The organism is Luteococcus japonicus (genome assembly GCF_003752415.1).
In the GTDB taxonomy this organism is placed as follows: Bacteria; Actinomycetota; Actinomycetes; order Propionibacteriales; family Propionibacteriaceae; genus Luteococcus; species Luteococcus japonicus.
The window spans coordinates 1,637,074-1,659,898 of sequence record NZ_RKHG01000001.1 but is presented as its reverse complement, the minus strand read 5'-3'; the positions used below and the strand labels follow the sequence as shown (position 1 = coordinate 1,659,898).

23 protein-coding genes, 1 tRNA gene and 1 other RNA gene are annotated in these 22,825 nt (G+C 66.3%); 15 read left to right on the top strand and 10 right to left on the bottom strand.

Annotated elements, in window-relative coordinates:
* Positions 1-7 precede the first annotated feature (7 nt).
* The 4 genes from EDD41_RS16820 to EDD41_RS08075 form a co-directional block, all read right to left on the bottom strand.
* A complete protein-coding gene (locus tag EDD41_RS16820) occupies positions 8-166 on the bottom strand; it encodes a hypothetical protein (protein ID WP_170165286.1) in 159 nt (52 codons plus the stop codon).
* Between the two features lie 5 nt (positions 167-171).
* The gene (locus EDD41_RS08085) at positions 172-393 is read right to left on the bottom strand and encodes a hypothetical protein (RefSeq protein WP_123575541.1); all 222 of its coding nucleotides are present in this window, start codon (positions 391-393) and stop codon (positions 172-174) included.
* A 12-nt stretch (positions 394-405) separates the two neighbouring features.
* A complete protein-coding gene (locus EDD41_RS08080; protein ID WP_123575540.1) occupies positions 406-963 on the bottom strand; it encodes a hypothetical protein in 558 nt (185 codons plus the stop codon).
* 109 nt (positions 964-1,072) lie between these two features.
* Positions 1,073-1,900, bottom strand: coding sequence for a MerR family transcriptional regulator (locus tag EDD41_RS08075; protein ID WP_123575539.1), 828 nt, complete (start codon positions 1,898-1,900; stop codon positions 1,073-1,075).
* Positions 1,901-1,970: 70 nt separating this feature from the next.
* Here EDD41_RS08075 and EDD41_RS08070 point away from each other — a divergent pair, with 70 nt between their 5' ends.
* From EDD41_RS08070 to EDD41_RS16580, 5 genes are all read left to right on the top strand, one after another.
* Positions 1,971-2,375 (top strand): hypothetical protein, encoded by a 405-nt coding sequence (locus EDD41_RS08070; protein WP_148060508.1) that lies wholly within the window; start codon positions 1,971-1,973, stop codon positions 2,373-2,375.
* The gene (gene hepT / locus EDD41_RS08065; protein ID WP_123575537.1) at positions 2,372-2,809 is read left to right on the top strand and encodes a type VII toxin-antitoxin system HepT family RNase toxin; all 438 of its coding nucleotides are present in this window, start codon (positions 2,372-2,374) and stop codon (positions 2,807-2,809) included. The genes EDD41_RS08070 and hepT overlap by 4 nt, the downstream gene beginning before the upstream one ends.
* Positions 2,810-2,881: 72 nt before the next feature.
* The gene (locus EDD41_RS08060; RefSeq protein ID WP_211336608.1) at positions 2,882-3,412 is read left to right on the top strand and encodes a putative immunity protein; all 531 of its coding nucleotides are present in this window, start codon (positions 2,882-2,884) and stop codon (positions 3,410-3,412) included.
* Between the two features lie 70 nt (positions 3,413-3,482).
* The gene (locus tag EDD41_RS08055; protein WP_148060507.1) at positions 3,483-3,815 is read left to right on the top strand and encodes a hypothetical protein; all 333 of its coding nucleotides are present in this window, start codon (positions 3,483-3,485) and stop codon (positions 3,813-3,815) included.
* A gap of 16 nt (positions 3,816-3,831) precedes the next feature.
* The gene (locus EDD41_RS16580; RefSeq protein WP_148060506.1) at positions 3,832-4,389 is read left to right on the top strand and encodes a hypothetical protein; all 558 of its coding nucleotides are present in this window, start codon (positions 3,832-3,834) and stop codon (positions 4,387-4,389) included.
* Positions 4,390-4,417: 28 nt separating this feature from the next.
* Here EDD41_RS16580 and EDD41_RS08050 read toward each other — a convergent pair.
* Positions 4,418-4,505, bottom strand: a tRNA-Ser gene (locus EDD41_RS08050).
* A 270-nt stretch (positions 4,506-4,775) separates the two neighbouring features.
* Here EDD41_RS08050 and EDD41_RS08045 point away from each other — a divergent pair.
* The 7 genes from EDD41_RS08045 to EDD41_RS08015 all read left to right on the top strand — a co-directional run bounded on the left by EDD41_RS08045 (position 4,776) and on the right by EDD41_RS08015 (position 14,901).
* Positions 4,776-6,476, top strand: a complete 1,701-nt coding sequence (locus tag EDD41_RS08045) for a PHP domain-containing protein (RefSeq protein ID WP_123575535.1) — start codon at positions 4,776-4,778, stop codon at positions 6,474-6,476.
* 269 nt (positions 6,477-6,745) lie between these two features.
* Positions 6,746-7,828: an IS110 family RNA-guided transposase gene (locus EDD41_RS08040; RefSeq protein WP_123575534.1), complete on the top strand. Its 1,083-nt coding sequence runs from the start codon at positions 6,746-6,748 to the stop codon at positions 7,826-7,828.
* A gap of 694 nt (positions 7,829-8,522) precedes the next feature.
* Positions 8,523-9,605 (top strand): IS110 family RNA-guided transposase, encoded by a 1,083-nt coding sequence (locus EDD41_RS08035; protein WP_123575533.1) that lies wholly within the window; start codon positions 8,523-8,525, stop codon positions 9,603-9,605.
* Between the two features lie 427 nt (positions 9,606-10,032).
* The gene (locus tag EDD41_RS08030) at positions 10,033-11,043 is read left to right on the top strand and encodes an IS481 family transposase (RefSeq protein ID WP_123575532.1); all 1,011 of its coding nucleotides are present in this window, start codon (positions 10,033-10,035) and stop codon (positions 11,041-11,043) included.
* A 127-nt stretch (positions 11,044-11,170) separates the two neighbouring features.
* On the top strand, positions 11,171-12,253 hold the full coding sequence (locus tag EDD41_RS08025) for an IS110 family RNA-guided transposase (protein WP_123574949.1): 1,083 nt from the start codon (positions 11,171-11,173) through the stop codon (positions 12,251-12,253).
* Positions 12,254-12,680: 427 nt separating this feature from the next.
* Positions 12,681-13,691: an IS481 family transposase gene (locus EDD41_RS08020; protein WP_123575532.1), complete on the top strand. Its 1,011-nt coding sequence runs from the start codon at positions 12,681-12,683 to the stop codon at positions 13,689-13,691.
* Positions 13,692-13,818: 127 nt separating this feature from the next.
* A complete protein-coding gene (locus EDD41_RS08015) occupies positions 13,819-14,901 on the top strand; it encodes an IS110 family RNA-guided transposase (RefSeq protein ID WP_123574949.1) in 1,083 nt (360 codons plus the stop codon).
* Positions 14,902-15,258: 357 nt separating this feature from the next.
* Here EDD41_RS08015 and EDD41_RS08010 read toward each other — a convergent pair whose 3' ends face one another.
* The gene (locus EDD41_RS08010; protein WP_094765234.1) at positions 15,259-16,044 is read right to left on the bottom strand and encodes a helix-turn-helix domain-containing protein; all 786 of its coding nucleotides are present in this window, start codon (positions 16,042-16,044) and stop codon (positions 15,259-15,261) included.
* A gap of 50 nt (positions 16,045-16,094) precedes the next feature.
* On the opposite strand from EDD41_RS08010, the gene EDD41_RS08005 reads away from it, so the two are divergent.
* Together EDD41_RS08005 and EDD41_RS08000 are read left to right on the top strand one after the other, a co-directional pair.
* A complete protein-coding gene (locus tag EDD41_RS08005; protein ID WP_094765233.1) occupies positions 16,095-16,610 on the top strand; it encodes a VOC family protein in 516 nt (171 codons plus the stop codon).
* 86 nt (positions 16,611-16,696) lie between these two features.
* Positions 16,697-17,683 carry an IS481 family transposase gene (locus EDD41_RS08000; RefSeq protein WP_094765232.1) on the top strand — a complete coding sequence of 329 codons (987 nt, stop codon included), beginning with the start codon at positions 16,697-16,699 and terminating at the stop codon, positions 17,681-17,683.
* 42 nt (positions 17,684-17,725) lie between these two features.
* Here EDD41_RS08000 and EDD41_RS07995 read toward each other — a convergent pair whose 3' ends face one another.
* Positions 17,726-19,159, bottom strand: coding sequence for an amino acid permease (locus tag EDD41_RS07995; RefSeq protein ID WP_094765231.1), 1,434 nt, complete (start codon positions 19,157-19,159; stop codon positions 17,726-17,728).
* 155 nt (positions 19,160-19,314) lie between these two features.
* On the opposite strand from EDD41_RS07995, the gene ffs reads away from it, so the two are divergent.
* An RNA gene (gene ffs, locus EDD41_RS07990) (signal recognition particle sRNA small type) lies at positions 19,315-19,411 on the top strand.
* 66 nt (positions 19,412-19,477) lie between these two features.
* On the opposite strand, the gene EDD41_RS07985 is transcribed toward ffs, so the two are convergent.
* From EDD41_RS07985 to EDD41_RS07975, 3 genes are all read right to left on the bottom strand, one after another.
* On the bottom strand, positions 19,478-20,053 hold the full coding sequence (locus EDD41_RS07985; RefSeq protein WP_123575531.1) for a DUF4287 domain-containing protein: 576 nt from the start codon (positions 20,051-20,053) through the stop codon (positions 19,478-19,480).
* Positions 20,054-20,146: 93 nt separating this feature from the next.
* Positions 20,147-21,334 carry a copper resistance D family protein gene (locus tag EDD41_RS07980; protein WP_123575530.1) on the bottom strand — a complete coding sequence of 396 codons (1,188 nt, stop codon included), beginning with the start codon at positions 21,332-21,334 and terminating at the stop codon, positions 20,147-20,149.
* A 100-nt stretch (positions 21,335-21,434) separates the two neighbouring features.
* Positions 21,435-22,643, bottom strand: a complete 1,209-nt coding sequence (locus tag EDD41_RS07975) for an IS110 family RNA-guided transposase (protein ID WP_094763584.1) — start codon at positions 22,641-22,643, stop codon at positions 21,435-21,437.
* Positions 22,644-22,825 lie beyond the last annotated feature (182 nt).

Sequence of the window (22,825 nt, the reverse complement as noted above, 5' to 3'; positions counted from 1 at the left end):
CGCGGGCTCAGTCGTGGCCCTCGCTGGTCAGGATCAGCAGGACCCGCATGTCGTAGGCGCCGTCGGTGTCCCGGCCGGCCTGCGCCTGCGCCAGCATGCGCCACGGGATGACTGGTTGGTCGCGTTCCGCGATCCCGTCGGGCCTGATCCGGATGGCGTGACGCACGGTGGCTAGGTTCCAGGCGGCGGCGTAGACGAGCAGAGGTCCAGCAGGCCCAACAGGACGAGTCCGCCCTGCTTGAAGCGGGACTCCTCGGTGAACAGGCTGATGGTCACGAAGGCCAGCAACCCGAGCATGAAGAACAAGTACTTGCCCTCCCGTACCGCACCACCCGACAGGTCCACGTGATTGCTGCGCTGGATGGCGTCGAGGTGCTTCTGCATGCGGCTCATGGGGCTCCTCGTTCAGGCGACGGGTGGCAGGCCGCGGCGCGACCGATGGGCGCGGATGGCGGCGGACAGCAACTGGGCGGTCTGTTCCGGATTGCAACCCTTCGCCAGGGGGATCTGCATGCCGCGCAGTTCCTTGCGGTGCGCGAGCTTCATCCGGGCCGTGCCGTGCTGGCGCAACCAGGCCCGGCCGTCCTCGGTGAGGGACAGGACGGGGAATTCCTGGGCGCCGCGGTCCGTGTGCGGGTCCGTGTGGCGGAAGGCGCCGCCGATCAGCGGCCAGGCGATGACGGGGGATCCGTCGACGCACAGTCCCTCGGGGAGGATCCGGTAGGTGTGGCGGGCGCGGCCCAGGCTTGCCAGCCCGGCCAGCGTCGCGACGACCATGGCGAGGCCGAATGCCGCGGCCAGGATCCGGACCAGGGCGGTGGAGCTTCCCAGTGCCGCGGCGGCGGAGGTCACTGCGAGGACAGCCGGGGCCAGGGTCCTCCACAGCAGCGACGAGGTGTGGCCAGGCAGGTCGACGCTCTGGCCCTGTTCGAGGGCGTTCGTCAGTTCGGCGGGGGTGGCCATGACAACCACCCTAATCGGGGGGGGGTCGTCCCGATCGAGCGAATTGCGCACCCGAGTGCACCCTGAACGTGTCAAGGGCCCGTCAGCGCTCGATCGGGACGCCCCATCTTCAGCTGATCGGCTGGAAGACGTCGGTGACGAGGTCTTCCGGGGCCGCCTGGTCCGGTGTCACCAGGTAGTGGTTGAACGGCTTGGCCGCCAGCGTTCCGTCGCTGCGCAGCGTGAGGCCCTCGGCGGCCAGCCGACTGTTGATCATGTCGTGGGCGGTGGTGATCTGGTCATAGGGGCCGGCGACGTGCGCGACCAGGCAGTCTCGTTCCGGCAGCTCGAGGACCTGCAAGGGGGCGGTGGCCGTGGTGCCCGGCGCGACGGGGAAGAAGACCGACAGCTCGACGTCGTGTTCGGTGTACTCCTCGCAGTGCTCGATGACCCCGCACGGCCCGATCGGGATGATGCCCTGGGCCTGCAGCAGCGGGAAGAACTGCTGCCACAGCTGGCCCTCGTCGGAGTAGGTGGGTACGACGCCGTGCAGGGCGACGAGGGTCTGGGCGGGGACGGTGGTGCGTTCGACGGTGATGGACGTGCTGGGCTCTTCTTGGCTGAGAAGTGTGGTGATGAGGTCCAGCCGGGTCTGGGCGGCGCGCTGTTCGGCGACGAGGGTCTGGCGCTGGAGTTCCAACGCACTGGCCCAGGCCGGCGTCCCGCGGGCGGCGAGGAGGGCTGAAATGGCGGAGACGCCGAAGCCGACGTCGCGCAGGTTGCGGATGTCCGCGGCATCGCGCAGCTGCTCCGGGGAGTAGCGGCGGTAACCCGTCCACGCGTCGACGTCCGCGGGCACCAGGACCCCGTGGGTGTCGTAGTGGCGCAGCATCCGTACGGACAGGCGGGTCAGCGAACTGAACTCGCCGATCGTCATGAGCTTCGTGGTCTCGGCCATGGCTCCACTGTGGCGCCTGACACGGTGGCAGGGTCAAGGGCTGGCTCAGGGCTTCGCCTACAGTGGGCGCATGGGCGTTGCGGAGGTGGTGCAGCAGTTGCGCGCTGACAAGGAGTCGGGCGCGCTGGCCGAGCTGTGCGACGAACATGGCGTCGAACTCCTCACGCTCTTTGGCAGTGCACGGCTCGATCCGGAAACTGCCCATGACGTGGATGTCGCCTACCAGTTCCGTCCGGGTGCGCCGCGTGACGATCTGGCCGTGGTGAACGCTTTGGGCGAGCGCTATGGAGATCTGCTGGACATCATGCCGCTGGACCGTGCGGGGGAGGTGGCCCGTTACGCCGCTCTGGGACCCGCCGACGTGCTGGTGGAGCTTGGCGAGGGAGTCTTCGCCCGCACCCAGATGAGGGCCTTTCGTGACTATTGCGACACGCAACGCTTCCGTGACCTGATGGTGGAGGTAATGGCCCGATGAGTCCCTCTGATCTTTCCGCGGAAACCGTGGTCGTGCGCTTGCAGCTGATGCGGCAGCTGCTGGATGCCCTGGACCAGGTCGGCACCGTCGATGCCCAGGTATTGGCGGACGACGCGATCAAGCGCCTGGCAATCGAGCGAATCTTGACGCAACTGGTCGAGTTTGCCGCTGACGTCAACCAGCACGTGGCCTCCACAACAGGTGGGACGGTCGCGACGAGCTACCGGGAGTCCTTCGACCTGGCGGTGAAGTCCGGGCTGATCACCAGGGATCTGGCCGACGCCCTCAAGCCGAGCGTGGGGCTGCGCAATGTGTTGGTCCACGAGTATGTCGGCGTCGATTTTGGCATCGTGGCCGCCTCGGTTCCGGTGGCCCGGGAGCAGTACGGCGAGTATGTGCGGATGGTCGCCCAGTGGCTGGCCCAGTCTCGGTAGGGAAAGGGCAGACTCAGGCGGCGACGCCGCATCAGGGGGAAGTCCCCAACCGGCCCCGACGAAGGAGCGGAAGTGGTCAACAGCCAGACCTTGAGTGAAGCCGATCGACGGCTGCTGGCCTTGTGGGCGGCCGATTGTGCGTCGCGCGTCGTGTTGCTCGTCGACGGTGACGCGGAGTGCGTCGAGACCATCACTGACGCCGTGGAGCGCGCCCGAGCCTTCGGAAATGGTGAGAGCACCGCCGCGGCCGAGATCAAGCTGCGGATGCGGGCCGTGAAGGCAGCGGGCAAGGCCGATTCCCCGGCCGGTGCAGCGGCCGCTCGGTCCGTCGCCCAGGCCGCCGCGGTGGCGCACATGGGCGCCCATGCCCTGGGAGCCGCCGCCTACGCCGCGAAAGCCGTGTCGCTGAGCGGCGGTGCTGATTCCGTTGATGACGAGATTGTCTGGCAGATCTCCCACCTGAGTTCCGACCAGCGTCGGGCCTTGAAGCAGCTACCCGCGGTTGGTTGCGATGAGCCGGGACCGCTTGGGCCTGGATTGCTGAGCCGCGGCTTCCTCGGCGACGTGGTCCGCCGCATCCAGGCGTCGATCGCGGGGGAGTGAGACAGCATTGAGGCCCCCGCGTGAGAGGCGACCTGAGCTGCCGGCCTGGCTCGCGATGCCACTCCTACTGGTGGCACTGGTTGCGGCATTCGCTCCGTCGATCTACCACGACCATGTGCAACACCCACGGCGTGAACATGATTGCGCGACGTCCGGCGGTCGATTCGAGGTGCTGGAGGATTACAGCGGCATACAAACCTTTGACATCTGCCGGGGTTCGGATGGTCGGATCCTCTCGGTTTATGAGCGAATGGCCAAGGACCCCGGAACCGACGGAAACCTGGCCCGCTGCCAGCGCATGTCCGGAGCTTTGTACGCCGCGGGCCACTTGTGGGACAAGCGGGCGACGGTGGTCTTCCTCTGCGTGGCGAAGGGGGATGTGGCCTTCTGGGCGCCGATGTGACGCGCATACTGGGTGAGTGAAGTGGCTGCGCGAGCTGAAGGCTTGGGAACCCGGGGTGCGTGATGTTCTGGGCGCGTTGGTGGCGTTCGTCGGCTGCGTGGTGATCGCTGTGGCGACTTGGGCGGACTTTCCAGAGTTGTCCGCAGCGAGTCGCGGTGAAGGAATCCAGGGAAGCCTTCATGTGGAGTCGCGCGATTGCAGCAAGTCAGGCTGCACCAATGTTGGCACCTTCACCGCGCCCGGCCTTCCACCTGTGCATGCGGGAGTGGAGGGAGACGCTGCGGTGGGAAGCACCTTGACGGTGCAGTACTTCCCAGAGACCGGAAATGTCTATCCGCTCGGCTACAGCATGACCGGTGACATGGTTCTCGGGGTTGTCTCCGGCTTGGTGGTTCTGGGCATGGCTGGTCTGGGTGCCTACTTCGTGGTGCAGATCATTCGCGAGGAAAGACGGATGCGCGAGATGTTCCCGCCTCGAGATCCAAACCTGCCCGTGTCTCCGCGACGAGCGCAGCCCGACGTATCGCCAGGACGTCCCGCGCCTCGACGCGAAACGCCTCCGGCTCTCGGATGAGAGCCGGAGGCGTCGTCCCTTGCGGGAGTGGCGGAGGATACGGGATTTGAACCCGTGAGGGCGTGAACCCAACCCGCTTTCCAAGCGAGCGCCATAGGCCTCTAGGCGAATCCTCCGTGGGAGAGCGTACACGTTCGGTTCACCTCGTCGCCAATCGAGCGTCTTGGGGTGGGTTCCTGCAGTCCGTGGCGGGCTCCGTCGGTCGCCTCGGACAGGGGCCAGACGCCCAGGGATGACCGCGCCTTGCGTGGCGGCTGTCGTCGGGCCGTTCGCGGTGTTCATCGGTCATTCATCCACGGGTGGTGCTCCCGTCCACTGGAGGTGGGATGACTGGTGGTCCGCCTTCGGACGGCGCAGGCCCCCACTCGAGAATCGAAGGACCCACCATGTGTGACAACCATCCGATCAATCCCGACGAGCTGGCCGAGGCCACCGCTCGCGCCGACGAGGAGCTGGTCCGGCTGGGCTTCAACCGTCGCGACATCCTGCGCTCCGGCGCTGCCCTCGTCGCCGCGGGCGGCCTCGGCGCTGCCGGACTGGCGCAACCGGCCGCCGCAGCTCCCGCCCGTCGCCCCGGCAAGCTCACCTGGCTGGTGGGCGACCACCACGTGCACACCCAGTACTCGCACGACGCGAAGTACAAGGTGAACCAGCAGCTCGACGCCGCCCAGCGCCACGGGGTCGACTGGCTGGTCTTCACCGAGCACTCCAACACCGGCCACCGCAAGCAGGGCATCTATGACCAGTACGAGGAGCTGCAGCGCGAACGCAGCCGTCGCAACATGCTCATCTTCCAGGGCATCGAGTGGTACATCCCCAGCGCCGAGCACTGCACCGTGTTCACCACCCCCAGCCGTCGCGCCCTCGAGACGCTGTGCGCCTTCGAGCTGGTCTACGACGGCAAGCTCAACGCCTGGGAGAAGGCACCCCGCGGCTCCTCCGACGAGGCCGCCTGGGAGCAGGAGGCCGTCGAGGCCATCACATGGCTGGGGGAGCAGAAGAAGCGCGGCCTGATCGGTGACGCACTGGTCTTCGCGAACCACCCGATGCGTCTGGGCATCGACTCGCCGCACGAGATGCGCAACTGGCGCGACGCTGACCCGCACATCATGATCGGCATGGAAGGCGCCCCCGGTGCGCAGGGCTACGGCGTGGGCAAGAACGTCGACCCGGGCGACCAGCGCGGTGAGCACGGCAACAAGCCAAGCGACTACTCCTGGCTGGGCTACACCGAGGACATGATGCGCCCGTGGGGTGGCTTCGACTGGATGACCGCCACCGTCGGCGGCATGTGGGACTCGATGCTGGCCGAGGGCAAGCCCTTCTTCATCACGACGAACTCCGACAACCACCTGACCGTGAAGGACACCTGGAAGTTCGACGCGTCGAAGTACCCGCAGGTGGAGCCGTGGCTGAGTGCGAAGAGCGAGTTCGACAAGTTCAACGTGATTGGACGTCGGCCCGATCCGGTGGCCACCGACGAGCCGCAGGGCGGTTCCGACTTCTGGCCCGGCCAGTTCTCCCGCAACCACGTGGGCGCCACCAGCCGCAGCTACTCCGCCGTGATGGAGGCCCTGCGGGCAGGCCGAAGCTGGGTGGACCACGGCCACCTGTTGCAGGGCTTCGACGTGCAGGTCTCCGCCCGTCGAGGCCGTGGCAAGGGTGACGCGTGGGGCAACATTGCCGGGTTGGGGGATCGGGTCCGGGTGCGACGCGGCCAGGACGTGCAGGTGACGATGGCAGTCACCACCACCGACTACGCCAACTTCGCCGGCATCGTGCCGGAGCTGGCCCACGTCGACATCATCGGCGGCCCCGTGACGGGGCGTGTCTTGGATCGCGACGGCTTCCGTGCACCGCAGACCACCGTGATGAAGAGCTTCGACACCACCGGGCGACGCGGCACGTTCACGCTGAGCCACGTCTTCCGTGATGTGGAGGAGTCCTTCTACATCCGCTTCCGCGGCTCCGACGGCAACCGTCACGGCGCGGGCTACTTCGGCCGCTCGGTGGACCCGCACGGACCGATCCGCCACGGCAACGAGATCGGCGACGCCAACCCGATCTTCGTCGACGCCACCCGCTGACCCTCATCACACACGCCGCCTGCCCACCGGGGCAGGCGGCGTGTGGTGCGAGGTCACGCGTCGGTTCCTGCGAGAGGTGTGGGCTCTTGTGCCGCCGGCGCTGCACGTCGCTACAGCTGTTCGACGTCGCTGCCCTAGCTAGACGGTATGGGTGACCCCGATTCAGGGGTGAGAGCTCTGGCAGGCCGGGGCCTCGCCGCGCAACGATTCGTGGGTTGCCGGACAGGGTGGGCCTGTCTGGCCTTTCCGACATACGTGGGAGGCCCCGGTTGTTTACCGAGCGTACGAGTGTTGGTCTGGATGTGCATGCCCGCTCCGTGGTGGCGCATGCGATGGATGTCCAGACCGGCGAGATCTTCAAAGCCCGACTCTGCCCCGACCCTGTGGAAGTGACGGCCTGGATCAAGGCCCTGCCCGGCCCGGCCGCGGCGATCTATGAGGCTGGCCCGACCGGTTACGGTCTGGCCCGGACCCTGCTGGGCAATGACATCCGAACGGTGGTCGCCGCGCCGTCCAAGCTCCAGAGGCCAGCCGGATCGAGGGTGAAGACTGATGCGATCGACGCTGAACACCTCTCGATGCTGCTCCGGCTGGACGCGTTCACTGCGGTCGCGGTTCCTGATGAGCTGACCGAGGCTGCTCGTGACCTGGTGAGGACCCGCGAGGACTGCCGTAGTGACTTGATGCGTGCCAGGCATCGGTTGTCGAAGCTGCTGCTGCGTCACGGGATCGTCTATTCGGGCGGGCAGACCTGGAGCAACGCGCATGACGCCTGGCTCAAACGCCAGCACTTCGACTCGCCCTTGGTCCAGGCCGCCTTCGATGAGGCCTACGACAGTGTTGTCACGATCACGGCGCGCCGTGATCGTCTCGACGAGCGCATCACCGCCATGGCTGCCGACAGTCCTTGGACCAACACCATCCACCGGCTCGGCTGTCTGCGGGGGATCTCGACGCTGATAGGGTTCGGTCTGGCGGTCGAGATCGGCGACTGGACCCGGTTCACCGGGAACTCCATCGGATCTTTCGTCGGCCTCGTCCCGTCCGAGAACTCATCCGGCCAGTCACGCTCACTCGGTCCGATCACGAAGACCGGCAACGGTCATGCCCGGCGGCTGCTGGTCGAGGCCGCTTGGCACCACCAGCACCGCTACGTTCCCGGCAAGACGATCCGTGACCGTTGGGATCTTGCGTCCCCGGCTGCCCGGGCCCGCGGGGACCTGGGCAACCGGCGGTTGAACAAGCGCTGGAACCAGTTCAAAGCCCGCAAGAAGACCAACAACGTCGCCAACGCCGCGATCGCCCGCGAACTCGCCGGGTGGTGCTGGTCCCTCGCCGTCCTCGACGACTGACGTCGAGGCCCACAAACTTGACCTGAAGACCGGCCGGTCATGGGGTGACGCAGCGACCGGAACGACCCGCGAAACACCTATGAGCAGCCGCCCTGACCGGCGGCGACGCTCGATCCTAGACACGCGTGACGTTCCGAGCCGAAAGCACCGTCCTGCGGTAACCAACCCGCGAATATCAGACTGACATCGCCGTCGTATAGACACGCGAAACCCCTGACCACATCCACTTCAGGTCAACACAGGAGAGGCGCCGCCAGGCATCCAGCCCGGCGGCGCCTCGTCCTGCCCTCTTGACAAAACCCACACCCATATCAGGTGTACTACACCATCACCTTCGTCTAAAGTGAACTGAGTCGGCCAATCTGGCGGTAAAGCGATTGCATCGGTCTAGTCCACCCAGGGTGGACAGAGAAGGCCAGGAAGTAGACCCGGGCGTCGTGCCGACTCCCACTTCTCATCCCATGCTGCCCCGGCACAACTCCGTACCAGGACAGGCCACGGCCCCACCCGGGAGCGCACCAGCCCGATCGAGGGGGCGCCATCCTGCTGCTGCAGCCAGGTATCTAGACGGTATGGGTGACCCCGATTCAGGGGTGAGAGCTCTGGCAGGCCGGGGCCTCGCCGCGCAACGATTCGTGGGTTGCCGGACAGGGTGGGCCTGTCTGGCCTTTCCGACATACGTGGGAGGCCCCGGTTGTTTACCGAGCGTACGAGTGTTGGTCTGGATGTGCATGCCCGCTCCGTGGTGGCGCATGCGATGGACGTCCAGACCGGCGAGATCTTCAAAGCCCGACTCTGCCCCGACCCTGTGGAAGTGACGGCCTGGATCAAGGCCCTGCCCGGCCCGGCCGCGGCGATCTATGAGGCTGGCCCGACCGGTTACGGTCTGGCCCGGACCCTGCTGGGCAATGACATCCGAACGGTGGTCGCCGCGCCGTCCAAGCTCCAGAGGCCAGCCGGATCGAGGGTGAAGACTGATGCGATCGACGCTGAACACCTCTCGATGCTGCTCCGGCTGGACGCGTTCACTGCGGTCGCGGTTCCTGATGAGCTGACCGAGGCTGCTCGTGACCTGGTGAGGACCCGCGAGGACTGCCGTAGTGACTTGATGCGTGCCAGGCATCGGTTGTCGAAGCTGCTGCTGCGTCACGGGATCGTCTATTCGGGCGGGCAGACCTGGAGCAACGCGCATGACGCCTGGCTCAAACGCCAGCACTTCGACTCGCCCTTGGTCCAGGCCACCTTCGATGAGGCCTACGACAGTGTTGTCACGATCACGGCGCGCCGTGATCGTCTCGACGAGCGCATCACCGCCATGGCTGCCGACAGTCCTTGGACCAACACCATCCACCGGCTCGGCTGTCTGCGGGGGATCTCGACGCTGACAGGGTTCGGTCTGGCGGTCGAGATCGGCGACTGGACCCGGTTCACCGGGAACTCCATCGGATCTTTCGTCGGCCTCGTCCCGTCCGAGAACTCATCCGGCCAGTCACGCTCACTCGGTCCGATCACGAAGACCGGCAACGGTCATGCCCGGCGGCTGCTGGTCGAGGCCGCTTGGCACCACCAGCACCGCTACGTTCCCGGCAAGACGATCCGTGACCGTTGGGATCTTGCGTCCCCGGCTGCCCGGGCCCGCGGTGACCTGGGCAACCGGCGGTTGAACCATCGCTGGAACCAGTTCAAAGCCCGCAAGAAGGCCAACAACATCGCCAACGCCGCGATCGCCCGCGAACTCGCCGGGTGGTGCTGGTCCCTCGCCGTCCTCGACGACTGACGTCGAGGCCCACAAACTTGACCTGAAGACCGGCCGGTCATGGGGTGACGCAGCGACCGGAACGACCCGCGAAACACCTATGAGCAGCCGCCCTGACCGGCGGCGACGCTCGATCCTAGACACGCGTGACGTTCCGAGCCGAAAGCACCGTCCTGCGGTAACCAACCCGCGAATATCAGACTGACATCGCCGTCGTATAGACACGCGAAACCCCTGACCACATCCACTTCAGGTCAACACAGGAGAGGCGCCGCCAGGCATCCAGCCCGGCGGCGCCTCGTCCTGCCCTCTTGACAAAACCCACACCCATATCAGGTGTTGCGGGTCATGACGTTGTAGACACGGCTGGGGATGCGAAGGGGGCAGGTCTCTCGACAGGATGAGTGGTGTCTAAGCCGTCATCACGTTGAGTCAGAAAGACCTGCCCTTGAACACCCACGCTAACGCACCCCTGTCCCTGGAGGGCCGCCGCCGGCTCGTGGAACGCTGCCAGCACCGCCCGATCGCCCACGTCGCGAAGGAGATGGGCATCTCCCGCGCCTGCGCCTCCAAATGGGTCAACCGGCACCGCGACCTCGGCGACCCAGGGCTGCTGGACGGCTCCAGCGCCCCACACACCAGCCCCACCCGAACCCCCGACAACGTGATCGAGGAAGCGCTGAAGCTGCGCCGGGCCAAGAAGTGGTCCGCGGCCAAGATCAGCACCGAACTCGCCGAGAAACACGGCTTGCGGGTCTCGACCTCCACGATCCAACGCCACCTACGGCTCCACAACCTGCACCGGCGTCGCTTCCTCGACCTCGACGGCGAACCCGTGCGGGAACCCCAGAAGATCACGGCCCGCTACCCCGGCCACATGATCCACATGGATGTGAAGAAGGCGGGCAAGATCCCCGACGGCGGCGGCTGGCGCATCCACGGCCGCGACTCCGACCAAGCACGCCAAGCGAACCGCGCGAAGAAGGGCCAGAAGGTGGGTTACACCTACTTCCACTCGGCCATCGACGGGTTCAGCAGGCTGGCCTACACCGAAGCCCTGCCCGACGAGAAAGCCACCACCGTGATCGGGTTCTGGGCCCGCGCCCGCGCCTGGTTCTCGCTCCACGGAATCGGCCGGATCACCCGGCTGGTCACCGACAACGGGCCCTGCTACAAGGCCCACGCCTTCGAACGCTCCATCACCGGCCACGTCGCGAAGCACCAGTACATCCGGGCCTACACCCCCCGACACAACGGCAAGGTCGAACGCTACAACCGGATCCTGGCCGAGGAATTCCTCTACGCCCGACCGTTCACCTCAGACGCCCAACGCAGCGCAGCCATCAAGGTCTGGAACGTCCACTACAACTACCATCGGACCCACACCGCCTGCGGGAACCAGCCACCAGCCACCCGCACCCCAGCCCGCGTCATGAACGTGATGACCTCAAACATCTAGACGGTATGGGTGACCCCGATTCAGGGGTGAGAGCTCTGGCAGGCCGGGGCCTCGCCGCGCAACGATTCGTGGGTTGCCGGACAGGGTGGGCCTGTCTGGCCTTTCCGACATACGTGGGAGGCCCCGGTTGTTTACCGAGCGTACGAGTGTTGGTCTGGATGTGCATGCCCGCTCCGTGGTGGCGCATGCGATGGACGTCCAGACCGGCGAGATCTTCAAAGCCCGACTCTGCCCCGACCCTGTGGAAGTGACGGCCTGGATCAAGGCCCTGCCCGGCCCGGCCGCGGCGATCTATGAGGCTGGCCCGACCGGTTACGGTCTGGCCCGGACCCTGCTGGGCAATGACATCCGAACGGTGGTCGCCGCGCCGTCCAAGCTCCAGAGGCCAGCCGGATCGAGGGTGAAGACTGATGCGATCGACGCTGAACACCTCTCGATGCTGCTCCGGCTGGACGCGTTCACTGCGGTCGCGGTTCCTGATGAGCTGACCGAGGCTGCTCGTGACCTGGTGAGGACCCGCGAGGACTGCCGTAGTGACTTGATGCGTGCCAGGCATCGGTTGTCGAAGCTGCTGCTGCGTCACGGGATCGTCTATTCGGGCGGGCAGACCTGGAGCAACGCGCATGACGCCTGGCTCAAACGCCAGCACTTCGACTCGCCCTTGGTCCAGGCCGCCTTCGATGAGGCCTACGACAGTGTTGTCACGATCACGGCGCGCCGTGATCGTCTCGACGAGCGCATCACCGCCATGGCTGCCGACAGTCCTTGGACCAACACCATCCACCGGCTCGGCTGTCTGCGGGGGATCTCGACGCTGACAGGGTTCGGTCTGGCGGTCGAGATCGGCGACTGGACCCGGTTCACCGGGAACTCCATCGGATCTTTCGTCGGCCTCGTCCCGTCCGAGAACTCATCCGGCCAGTCACGCTCACTCGGTCCGATCACGAAGACCGGCAACGGTCATGCCCGGCGGCTGCTGGTCGAGGCCGCTTGGCACCACCAGCACCGCTACGTTCCCGGCAAGACGATCCGTGACCGTTGGGATCTTGCGTCCCCGGCTGCCCGGGCCCGCGGTGACCTGGGCAACCGGCGGTTGAACCATCGCTGGAACCAGTTCAAAGCCCGCAAGAAGGCCAACAACATCGCCAACGCCGCGATCGCCCGCGAACTCGCCGGGTGGTGCTGGTCCCTCGCCGTCCTCGACGACTGACGTCGAGGCCCACAAACTTGACCTGAAGACCGGCCGGTCATGGGGTGACGCAGCGACCGGAACGACCCGCGAAACACCTATGAGCAGCCGCCCTGACCGGCGGCGACGCTCGATCCTAGACACGCGTGACGTTCCGAGCCGAAAGCACCGTCCTGCGGTAACCAACCCGCGAATATCAGACTGACATCGCCGTCGTATAGACACGCGAAACCCCTGACCACATCCACTTCAGGTCAACACAGGAGAGGCGCCGCCAGGCATCCAGCCCGGCGGCGCCTCGTCCTGCCCTCTTGACAAAACCCACACCCATATCAGGTGTTGCGGGTCATGACGTTGTAGACACGGCTGGGGATGCGAAGGGGGCAGGTCTCTCGACAGGATGAGTGGTGTCTAAGCCGTCATCACGTTGAGTCAGAAAGACCTGCCCTTGAACACCCACGCTAACGCACCCCTGTCCCTGGAGGGCCGCCGCCGGCTCGTGGAACGCTGCCAGCACCGCCCGATCGCCCACGTCGCGAAGGAGATGGGCATCTCCCGCGCCTGCGCCTCCAAATGGGTCAACCGGCACCGCGACCTCGGCGACCCAGGGCTGCTGGACGGCTCCAGCGCCCCACACACCAGCCCCACCCGAACCCCCGACAACGTGATCGAGGAAGCGCTGAAGCTGCGCCGGGCCAAGAAGTGGTCCGCGGCCAAGATCAGCACCGAACTCGCCGAGAAACACGGCTTGCGGGTCTCGACCTCCACGATCCAACGCCACCTACGGCTCCACAACCTGCACCGGCGTCGCTTCCTCGACCTCGACGGCGAACCCGTGCGGGAACCCCAGAAGATCACGGCCCGCTACCCCGGCCACATGATCCACATGGATGTGAAGAAGGCGGGCAAGATCCCCGACGGCGGCGGCTGGCGCATCCACGGCCGCGACTCCGACCAAGCACGCCAAGCGAACCGCGCGAAGAAGGGCCAGAAGGTGGGTTACACCTACTTCCACTCGGCCATCGACGGGTTCAGCAGGCTGGCCTACACCGAAGCCCTGCCCGACGAGAAAGCCACCACCGTGATCGGGTTCTGGGCCCGCGCCCGCGCCTGGTTCTCGCTCCACGGAATCGGCCGGATCACCCGGCTGGTCACCGACAACGGGCCCTGCTACAAGGCCCACGCCTTCGAACGCTCCATCACCGGCCACGTCGCGAAGCACCAGTACATCCGGGCCTACACCCCCCGACACAACGGCAAGGTCGAACGCTACAACCGGATCCTGGCCGAGGAATTCCTCTACGCCCGACCGTTCACCTCAGACGCCCAACGCAGCGCAGCCATCAAGGTCTGGAACGTCCACTACAACTACCATCGGACCCACACCGCCTGCGGGAACCAGCCACCAGCCACCCGCACCCCAGCCCGCGTCATGAACGTGATGACCTCAAACATCTAGACGGTATGGGTGACCCCGATTCAGGGGTGAGAGCTCTGGCAGGCCGGGGCCTCGCCGCGCAACGATTCGTGGGTTGCCGGACAGGGTGGGCCTGTCTGGCCTTTCCGACATACGTGGGAGGCCCCGGTTGTTTACCGAGCGTACGAGTGTTGGTCTGGATGTGCATGCCCGCTCCGTGGTGGCGCATGCGATGGACGTCCAGACCGGCGAGATCTTCAAAGCCCGACTCTGCCCCGACCCTGTGGAAGTGACGGCCTGGATCAAGGCCCTGCCCGGCCCGGCCGCGGCGATCTATGAGGCTGGCCCGACCGGTTACGGTCTGGCCCGGACCCTGCTGGGCAATGACATCCGAACGGTGGTCGCCGCGCCGTCCAAGCTCCAGAGGCCAGCCGGATCGAGGGTGAAGACTGATGCGATCGACGCTGAACACCTCTCGATGCTGCTCCGGCTGGACGCGTTCACTGCGGTCGCGGTTCCTGATGAGCTGACCGAGGCTGCTCGTGACCTGGTGAGGACCCGCGAGGACTGCCGTAGTGACTTGATGCGTGCCAGGCATCGGTTGTCGAAGCTGCTGCTGCGTCACGGGATCGTCTATTCGGGCGGGCAGACCTGGAGCAACGCGCATGACGCCTGGCTCAAACGCCAGCACTTCGACTCGCCCTTGGTCCAGGCCGCCTTCGATGAGGCCTACGACAGTGTTGTCACGATCACGGCGCGCCGTGATCGTCTCGACGAGCGCATCACCGCCATGGCTGCCGACAGTCCTTGGACCAACACCATCCACCGGCTCGGCTGTCTGCGGGGGATCTCGACGCTGACAGGGTTCGGTCTGGCGGTCGAGATCGGCGACTGGACCCGGTTCACCGGGAACTCCATCGGATCTTTCGTCGGCCTCGTCCCGTCCGAGAACTCATCCGGCCAGTCACGCTCACTCGGTCCGATCACGAAGACCGGCAACGGTCATGCCCGGCGGCTGCTGGTCGAGGCCGCTTGGCACCACCAGCACCGCTACGTTCCCGGCAAGACGATCCGTGACCGTTGGGATCTTGCGTCCCCGGCTGCCCGGGCCCGCGGTGACCTGGGCAACCGGCGGTTGAACCATCGCTGGAACCAGTTCAAAGCCCGCAAGAAGGCCAACAACATCGCCAACGCCGCGATCGCCCGCGAACTCGCCGGGTGGTGCTGGTCCCTCGCCGTCCTCGACGACTGACGTCGAGGCCCACAAACTTGACCTGAAGACCGGCCGGTCATGGGGTGACGCAGCGACCGGAACGACCCGCGAAACACCTATGAGCAGCCGCCCTGACCGGCGGCGACGCTCGATCCTAGACACGCGTGACGTTCCGAGCCGAAAGCACCGTCCTGCGGTAACCAACCCGCGAATATCAGACTGACATCGCCGTCGTATAGACACGCGAAACCCCTGACCACATCCACTTCAGGTCAACACAGGAGAGGCGCCGCCAGGCATCCAGCCCGGCGGCGCCTCGTCCTGCCCTCTTGACAAAACCCACACCCATATCAGGTGTACTGACCGGACACGTTGATTGAGGCTAGGCGGGTATCGTCACGGCCTGATCGTGCGCATGCGGTAGTCCGTGAGGGTCAGCCCAAGAAGAGTGCGCGCTTCACGGCTCAGGTGCGCCTGGTCAACGAAGCCGTAGCGGACTGCGACATCGGCCAGCGTTTCATCTGGGTTGTCCCGGATCCATTCGGTCGCTTCTTGGAGGCGTCGGCGGCGGATCATCGTGTAGGGCGATAGACCCACGTACTTCGTGGTGAGGCGGTTGACCGTTCGGGTCGAGATCCCCAAGGCGCCCGCGAGGTTTTGCACCGTGGCGATGGTGGAGTCAGTGATGGCCAGGTCGGCCAAACGGTTGGCTTGGTGAGCCTCGTCGGCCAGCGTGCCCACGTGGTGTGCAAGCCACACCTCGACTTCACCGATGACAGCGGCAAGGTTGCCGCTTGATGCCTGAACTGTTTCGTGGAGTTCGAGGGCGGATACAGGGACAGAATCGTCGCGGCAGGCTGCCGGTTGTTGAGTGAAGGCGGGCACTGCTGCCGGACGTAGCAGGGCGCCAAGTACCCAGCCCTGCCCGACCAGGACTCGTGTGGAGCGCCGCGTGGTGGGTCCCCAGAAGCGCACCTGATCCATTTCGAAGGCGAGGTTGCTCGCGGGGAAGGCTAGGAGTTCTTGCGACGAGTGGTGCCCCGAGGGGAGGTCCCACGTGGTGGTCCACCACCAGGCCACCAAGTCCTTGGCTGCGGGGCCGGGTGGGATCCGGGTGAAATCGAAGGGAAGTTCCGCTGGGAACAATGGGCCCCGTCCACTGACGTCAGACGGTGTGGTCATGGCCGGAATCTACAAGACCACCCGCACCAGCAGTCCCTAGCGTGGAGGTCATGACGACTGCACCAGTTACCCCTGCCCATGGCGAGTACACCGACAACGGTCGCCCGAAGGGTTTCTCCAGCCTGACTCCGTTCGTTGCACTCGAGGATCCGAAGGCAGCGTTGGCGTTCTACACCGACGTGTTCGGCGCACGCGTGGTCAACTCCACCGAGATGGAGGGGGCGATCATCCACGCCGAGCTCGACTTCGGGTGTGGTCGCCTCCAGCTGGGGCCGGCGATGAAGGACTATCACCTGCTGGCGCTGGATCCAGAGGCCGAAGACGCGCAGTTCTCCCTCGGCATCTACGTCGCGGACGTCGACAGGGTCGTTGAGACCGCAGTCGCTCGCGGTGCTGTGCTGCGCGAGGCTGTGACGGGTTTCGTCTCTGGCGACCGCTACGGGAGCATCCGCGATCCGTTCGGGATCCGGTGGTCGGTGATGACGCGGGTCGAGGACCTCAGCGATGAGGAATCAGCTCGCCGGGTCGGTGCCTGGGCCGCAGAAGTGAGCAACCAGAACAACTGACCCTTCCCGTCGGTCGCTCCGCGGCGAGGAGCCTGTGATGGGCGGCCACCGTGAGGTGGCCGCCCATCACACCTTGGAGGACGTCCATGTCCCACCCCAATGCTGCACTGACCCCTCGCCACCGCCTGAAGGTAGCCCAACTCGTCGTCGAGGAAGGATGGCCGATCAGCGAGGTCGCCGCTCGCTTCCAGGTCTCCTGGCCCACCGCGAAGCGCTGGGCCGACCGCTACCGCGCCGGCGAGTCCATGCACGACCGGTCCTCACGACCACACCACAGCCCGAACAAGACCCACCCGAAGGTCGTCAAGCGCTGCATCAGCCTGCGCATGCGACTCCGCGAAGGGCCAGTGCAGCTCGCACCACGACTCGGGATCGCCCCCTCCACCGTCCACCGCATCCTCTCGTCCTGCCACCTCAACCGGCTCACCCACGTCGACCGTGCCACCGGTGAACCCATCCGCCGCTACGAACACGACCACCCCGGCGCCATGCTCCACGTCGACGTGAAGAAGCTCGGCAACATCCCCGACGGCGGAGGCTGGCGCTACGTCGGCCGCCGACAAGGAGGGAAGAACCGAGCCGCCACACCAGGCAAGCCCAGGAACAAGCACTACGACCCGTTGATGGGCAAGGCCTACGTCCACACCGTCATCGACGACCATTCCCGCGTCGCCTACGCCGAGATCCACGACGACGAAACCGCCCTCACCGCGACCGCCGTACTGGTGCGGGCTGTTGAGTGGTTCAACGCCCACGGGGCCACCGTCGAGCGGGTCCTGTCCGACAATGGCGGCGCCTACAAGTCGCATCTATGGCGCGACACCTGCCAAGAGCTGGGCATCAAGCACAAGCGCACTCGGCCGTATCGGCCGCAGACCAACGGGAAGATCGAACGCTTCCATCGGACCCTGGCCGATGGCTGGGCCTATGCCCGTTGCTACACCTCAGAGGCCGAACGCCGCGGCGAGCTCGATGGCTGGCTGCACTACTACAACCAGCACCGGCCCCACACGGCCTGCGGCAACCAGCCGCCCTTCTCACGATTGACCAACGTCCCCGGCCAGTACAGCTAGGTCATCGACGTCGAACAAGTATCGCGACGTGCGGACTGGGCCTCAGTGCTTGCGGTTGAGGATCTCGTCGTACAGCTCACCGGGGGTGACGTCATCGGCGTCGGGCACGGCGTGGTGCCGGCCGAAGTACCAGCCGGCGCCCAGGATGATGAACCACAGCGGCGTCACCATGAGGGCCTGCAGGGTGTCCTTCTCCTGGGTCAGCAGCACCAGTACGAAGGCGAAGAAGACCAGCACCACCTGCGGCATGAACCGGGCGCCGGGCATCGGGAAGATGCTCTTGGCGTGCGCCTCGGGGAAGCGCTTGAGGTACTTCATGTAGCTCAGCAGGATCAGGCCCCACACGAAGATGAAGAGCACCGCGGAGATGGTGGTGACCACGGTGAATGCACCCATGATGGAGTCGCTGAGCATCAGCAGCACGGCGGTGAGGATCAGGGAGACGCTCATCACCAGGCCCGCGACGGGCACGCCATTGCCGGACAGCTTGCCGAAGCGCTTTGGGCTCATCCCGCGGTGCGCGAGGCCGTAGAGCATCCGCGACGTGGAGTAGATGCCGGAATTGCAGGAGCTCGACGCGGAGGTCAGCACCACGAAGTTCATCACGGACGCCGCTGCGCTCAGGCCGATCAGGCCGAAGAGGTTCACGAAGGGGCTGACGGCGGGGTTCACCTCGTCCCACGGCGTGACCATCATGATGGCCAGCAGCGCGAAGACGTAGAAGAAGATGACGCGCACGGGGATGGAGTTGATGGCCTTGGGCAGCGTCTTCTCCGGATCCTTGGTCTCGGCCGACGTGGTACCCACCAGCTCGATGCCGACGAAGGCGAAGACGGCAATCTGGAAGGCCGCAAAGAAGCCCTTGAATCCAGTCGGGAAGAAGCCGCCGTGGCTCCACAGGTTGCTGATGGCAGCGACCTGTCCGTTGGGTGCCTTGAAGTGCGTGACCACCATGTAGAGGGCTGCGACGATCAGCACCAGGATGGCGATCACCTTGATCAGCGCGAACCAGAACTCCAGCTCACCGAAGAGCTTCACGGTCAGAAGGTTGAGCCCCAGCAGGGCGATCATCACGGCGCAGGCCAGCCCCACGGACAGGGGCTTGTTGTGCACCCAGTAGTCCCAGTAGCCGCTGATGGCCACCAGGTCCGCCATGCCGGTGACCACCCAGCACAGCCAGTAGGTCCACCCGGAGAAGAAGCCGGCCCAAGGGCCCAGCATGTCGGCGCTGAAGTCCTGGAAGGACTTGTACTTCAGGTTGAACAGGAGCAGTTCGCCCATGGCGCGCATCACGAAGAAGAGCATCACGCCGATGATCAGGTACACCAGTACCAGCGAAGGGCCGGCGGCGTGGACGGTCTTTCCGGATCCCATGAACAGGCCGGTGCCAATTGCGCCACCGATGGCGATCAACTGGACGTGGCGGTTGGACAGACTCCGTTGTAGCTGGCCTTCGGCCTGGGGGTCAGTACTCATCGTGGTTTCCTTCACGGAACAAGGCAGGGCCCGACGGCCCGGCGGGGAAACGCTAGCTCCCACGACAGGCTGTCGTGTTCAATCCCACCGATCGGGCCGATCATCAGGAGGCCGAGTGGATTGGTCGACGGGCCGCAGCGGGCGCTAGAGTATTCCCAAGGTCCCCGCGCGGTGGTACCTCGCCCAACTCCCCCAGGGTCGAAAGACAGCAAGGGTAAGTGAGCTCTTCCAGGTGCGCGGGGGCCCCTTTGCGTTCTGGCGGGCCTCGCCGCCCCTTGGCAAGCTCGGGGATCGTGGTGTGGGGCGAGGCTCTTGCGGCTAGCCGTTCTGCTCGTAGGCCAGCGCCAGCAACTCGCGGGCCTGCTGCACGGCGGCCTGTGGGTCGACGTCGGTGCCGAAGTGCATCCAGTGGGTCGCCTGGGCAAAAGCCTTGGCGGGTTCCATCCCGCCGGGCGCCTCGCGGAAGCGGAGGCCCAGCCGAACCGTGAGCCGCGGGCCAGGCCCCACGGCAGCGAACTGCCGGGCGCGCACGATGGGCGTGTAGGTGGCGCGGCCCTCGACGTGTGCCTCGGGACCACAGGCCTCCGCGGCGGCCACCAGGGTGTCGTGGACGGGGCGCAGCGGCTCCTTCTTCCCGACGTACATCTGGTCCGCGAACTGCTGCGGCGTGGGCATCGTCCAGCCGGCCCGGCCAGCCACCTCGAAGGCGATGGCCCACTGCGAGTTCTGGGCGATGCCGTGCTCGTCGCGCAACCAGCGGCGCACGGCCAGCTGGTCCAGCGGATCCAGCCCGGAGCCCTGCTCGACGATTCCGACCCACTCGTCGAGGCTGTGGCCGGTGCGCTGCCGCATGGAGTCGGCCACCGCGGCGGCCATGTCTTCGGGGGATGCCACGGCCTCATTGTGTCCGAAGCACTGACACGGGGGAGCTCCCCGGCGCCCAGCAGCTGGGCGTCGGGGAGCGGGGACTGCAAATGGCGTGGGGGTTCAGCTGGGGGCGCCGACTGCGTCCGCGGTGCGGTGGGGTGCCTCGACGGGGGCCTCCAGCCGGGCCAGGGCGGCCGAGGCGCGGGTCGTCGCCCAGAAGGAGGCGGCCATCATGCCGATCATGACCAGGCCGATCCCCAGCAGCGGCAGGGCGATCGGTCCCGCCTCGGGCTGGCCCGCCTCGCCACGGGCCGAGCCCACCAGGAAACTGACGCAGGCCAGCACGCCCAGGCCGATCACCGTCTCCGTCGCCACCACGCGCGGGAAGTGCGTCAGCACCAGCTCGCCCACTCGTTGCTGGTGGTTGCGGCGCTGTTCCCGGGCGATCGCGGGCATCAGGACCAGCTGGTTCCAGGCGCCGGCTGCGAACAGGGCGGCCACCAGCACCAACTTGGCCAGCAGCACCCGCCCGAAGATGGTGGTCCACAGCTGGTCGATGCTGCCCACCTCGCGTCGGGTCAGCCACAGCCCAGAGGCCACCACTGCGCCGACGGACCACAGCGCGACGGTGCCGAAATGGCTCCACGCCTGGGCCCAGGCGGCATTCTCCTCGGCATCGCCGTGGCGCCGGGCAAGGGAGATTGCGGCCAGCAGTCCGAGCCCGCCGAGCCACACGCTGCCGCCGATGATGTGCGCCTGGACGGCGACGGCGCTGGCCAGATGGTCGGCGTCGACGGCCTTGCGGGGGATGGATCCGGTCAGGCTGCCCACGGCGGCGACCAGTCCGGCGGGCAGGGCCAGCCGGTCGTCGCGGCGTCGCCAGGCGAGCAGCAACAGGACCGCACAGGCCAGGAAGAGCAGGTTCTGCAGGCCGATCATGATGCCGGTGGAGACCCACTCGCCCTCTTCGGCAGGCTTGCGCAGGTAGTCGACGATGGTGCCCGGGGCGAGGGCCTGGCCGTAGGAGGGGCCGTTCTTGGCGCGGGCCACTCGCCCGGCCAGCTGCAGGTAGCCACAGGCCAACAGGGCGAGCCCGCTCAGGCCCAGTGCCGTGGTGACGCGATGGCGCACGGGGCCTTCTGCCCTGGGCGCCAGGCGCAGCGACGGACGCAGGGCCAGGGCATGGGTGAGGGTGGCTCCGATGGCGCCGGCCAGGGCGACGAAGTAGAGGAGCTTGGTGAGCAGGCGCCAGACCGGCGGCACTGCGTAGGAGGTCACTTCCAGTGGTGTGAAGACAATCGAGAACATTTAGGTGACCCTAAGCTAAATAAGGTCACAGTATTCTTGCGGAAATCCTAGGATGGGTGAGGCGTCGGTGATCGTCGAAAACTGATGCTCCTATCTCCCGTCAAGCGGCTTGGAGCCATTCTCGGTAGTTCTGGGCCAGGGTGTCGTCTCGGCGTTTGCCGAGTTCGATCTCGGAGATGTGGGCGGGCCAGACGTTGAAGTGCTGGGCGGCGTGGGTGAGGGTGAGTTTCTTGGCCTGGCGGGCTGGTCGCAGGTCTGTGTAGTTCGGGATCTCGCAGTTGCCGGTGAGTGCGCGGAACACTTCTCTGGCGACGGCGCGTTTCAGTGCCCGGTAGACCGCTGCGAGGGTCCAGCCCGCGTCGAGGTGCTTGTCGCGATAGTCGCGGGTGCGTTGGTCGTGGACCATGCGGACCTTCACGATTTGGTGGAGCGCCCAGTTGGCCTGCCTGTCGCCGCCGCGTGAGAGGCGGTGGCGTTGGGTCTTGCCCGAGGACACGGGGATCGGGCTGGTACCGCAGAGCGCCGCGAACCCGGCAGGGGTGGCGAGGCGGGCGGGATTGTCGCCGGCCGTGACCAGCAGGACAGCGGCAGTGACCGGCCCGACTCCGTGCATGGCGCGCAGCCCGGGGTTCTTGGTTGTGGTGAGTTCGTCGAGCTGGGCTTCCAGGTCGACCAGTTCGTCGTGCAGGAACTGGTGGCGTCGGGCCAGGGATCGCAGGGCTCGCATGGTGAGGGCCTGGGCGGCGTCATGGATCTGGTCGGGGCGGCTGGCAGCGAGATGACGGATGAGCTTGTCGCGGCTGGTTTGGCGGTATTTGTCTCGTAGCGTGGCGGGTGCGTTGACCAAGAGGCTGCGGATTTGGCGCCAGCAGGCTTGGAGGGCCTTGTTGGCGCTGCGTCGAGTGACCAGCAGGGCTCGAAGGGGCTCGATGGAGTCGTGTTTGGGATGGGTGGCCGCTTCTCCAGAGATCACGCAGCGGGCGGCGCGGTAGGCGTCGAGGCGGTCGGTCTTGCCGTGCTTGCGGCGTTCGGCGGGGCGGGTGCGGTTGACCTCGATGACGGTGATGCCCGCGGCTCGTAGTGCTGCTGTGATGCCGATGCCGTAGCTGGAGGTGCCCTCGATGCCGACAGCTGCAATAGGTCCGTGCTCGACCAGCCAGGCCACTGCCTTGCGGTAGCCGGTAGTGGTGGTGGTGAACTCGTGGTCGTCGACCTCGAGCCCGGTGGCGGTGATGACCGCGATGTGGATGGTCTCGGTGTGGGAGTCGATTCCTGCGACGTGGTGGTGGGGCTCTGGGATGATGGTCATGGCCTGCTCCTGGACTCGGTGAGTGGGTCAGGCGGCGGCCGCTTCGACCAGACAGGACATACACCGGACTCGCGATCAGGCTCGTATTAGGTCATGGCCGGGCGGTCGTCGCCCCTGGGCCTCGTGGAGCCGGACTGATCAGTTTGTCGGTAGCCCAGCAGGGCACCAGTCAGAGGCAGGGT

Excerpts from the sequence above, each read along its gene's own strand:
- EDD41_RS08085 (WP_123575541.1), bottom strand. The coding sequence starts at position 393 with ATGAGCCGCATGCAGAAGCACCTCGACGCCATCCAGCGCAGCAATCAC.
- EDD41_RS08080 (WP_123575540.1), bottom strand. The coding sequence starts at position 963 with ATGGCCACCCCCGCCGAACTGACGAACGCCCTCGAACAGGGCCAGAGC.
- EDD41_RS08075 (WP_123575539.1), bottom strand. The coding sequence starts at position 1,900 with ATGGCCGAGACCACGAAGCTCATGACGATCGGCGAGTTCAGTTCGCTG.
- EDD41_RS08070 (WP_148060508.1), top strand. The coding sequence starts at position 1,971 with ATGGGCGTTGCGGAGGTGGTGCAGCAGTTGCGCGCTGACAAGGAGTCG.
- hepT (WP_123575537.1), top strand. The coding sequence starts at position 2,372 with ATGAGTCCCTCTGATCTTTCCGCGGAAACCGTGGTCGTGCGCTTGCAG.
- EDD41_RS08045 (WP_123575535.1), top strand. The coding sequence starts at position 4,776 with ATGTGTGACAACCATCCGATCAATCCCGACGAGCTGGCCGAGGCCACC.
- EDD41_RS08010 (WP_094765234.1), bottom strand. The coding sequence starts at position 16,044 with ATGACCACACCGTCTGACGTCAGTGGACGGGGCCCATTGTTCCCAGCG.
- EDD41_RS08005 (WP_094765233.1), top strand. The coding sequence starts at position 16,095 with ATGACGACTGCACCAGTTACCCCTGCCCATGGCGAGTACACCGACAAC.
- EDD41_RS08000 (WP_094765232.1), top strand. The coding sequence starts at position 16,697 with ATGTCCCACCCCAATGCTGCACTGACCCCTCGCCACCGCCTGAAGGTA.
- EDD41_RS07995 (WP_094765231.1), bottom strand. The coding sequence starts at position 19,159 with ATGAGTACTGACCCCCAGGCCGAAGGCCAGCTACAACGGAGTCTGTCC.
- EDD41_RS07980 (WP_123575530.1), bottom strand. The coding sequence starts at position 21,334 with ATGTTCTCGATTGTCTTCACACCACTGGAAGTGACCTCCTACGCAGTG.
- EDD41_RS07975 (WP_094763584.1), bottom strand. The coding sequence starts at position 22,643 with ATGACCATCATCCCAGAGCCCCACCACCACGTCGCAGGAATCGACTCC.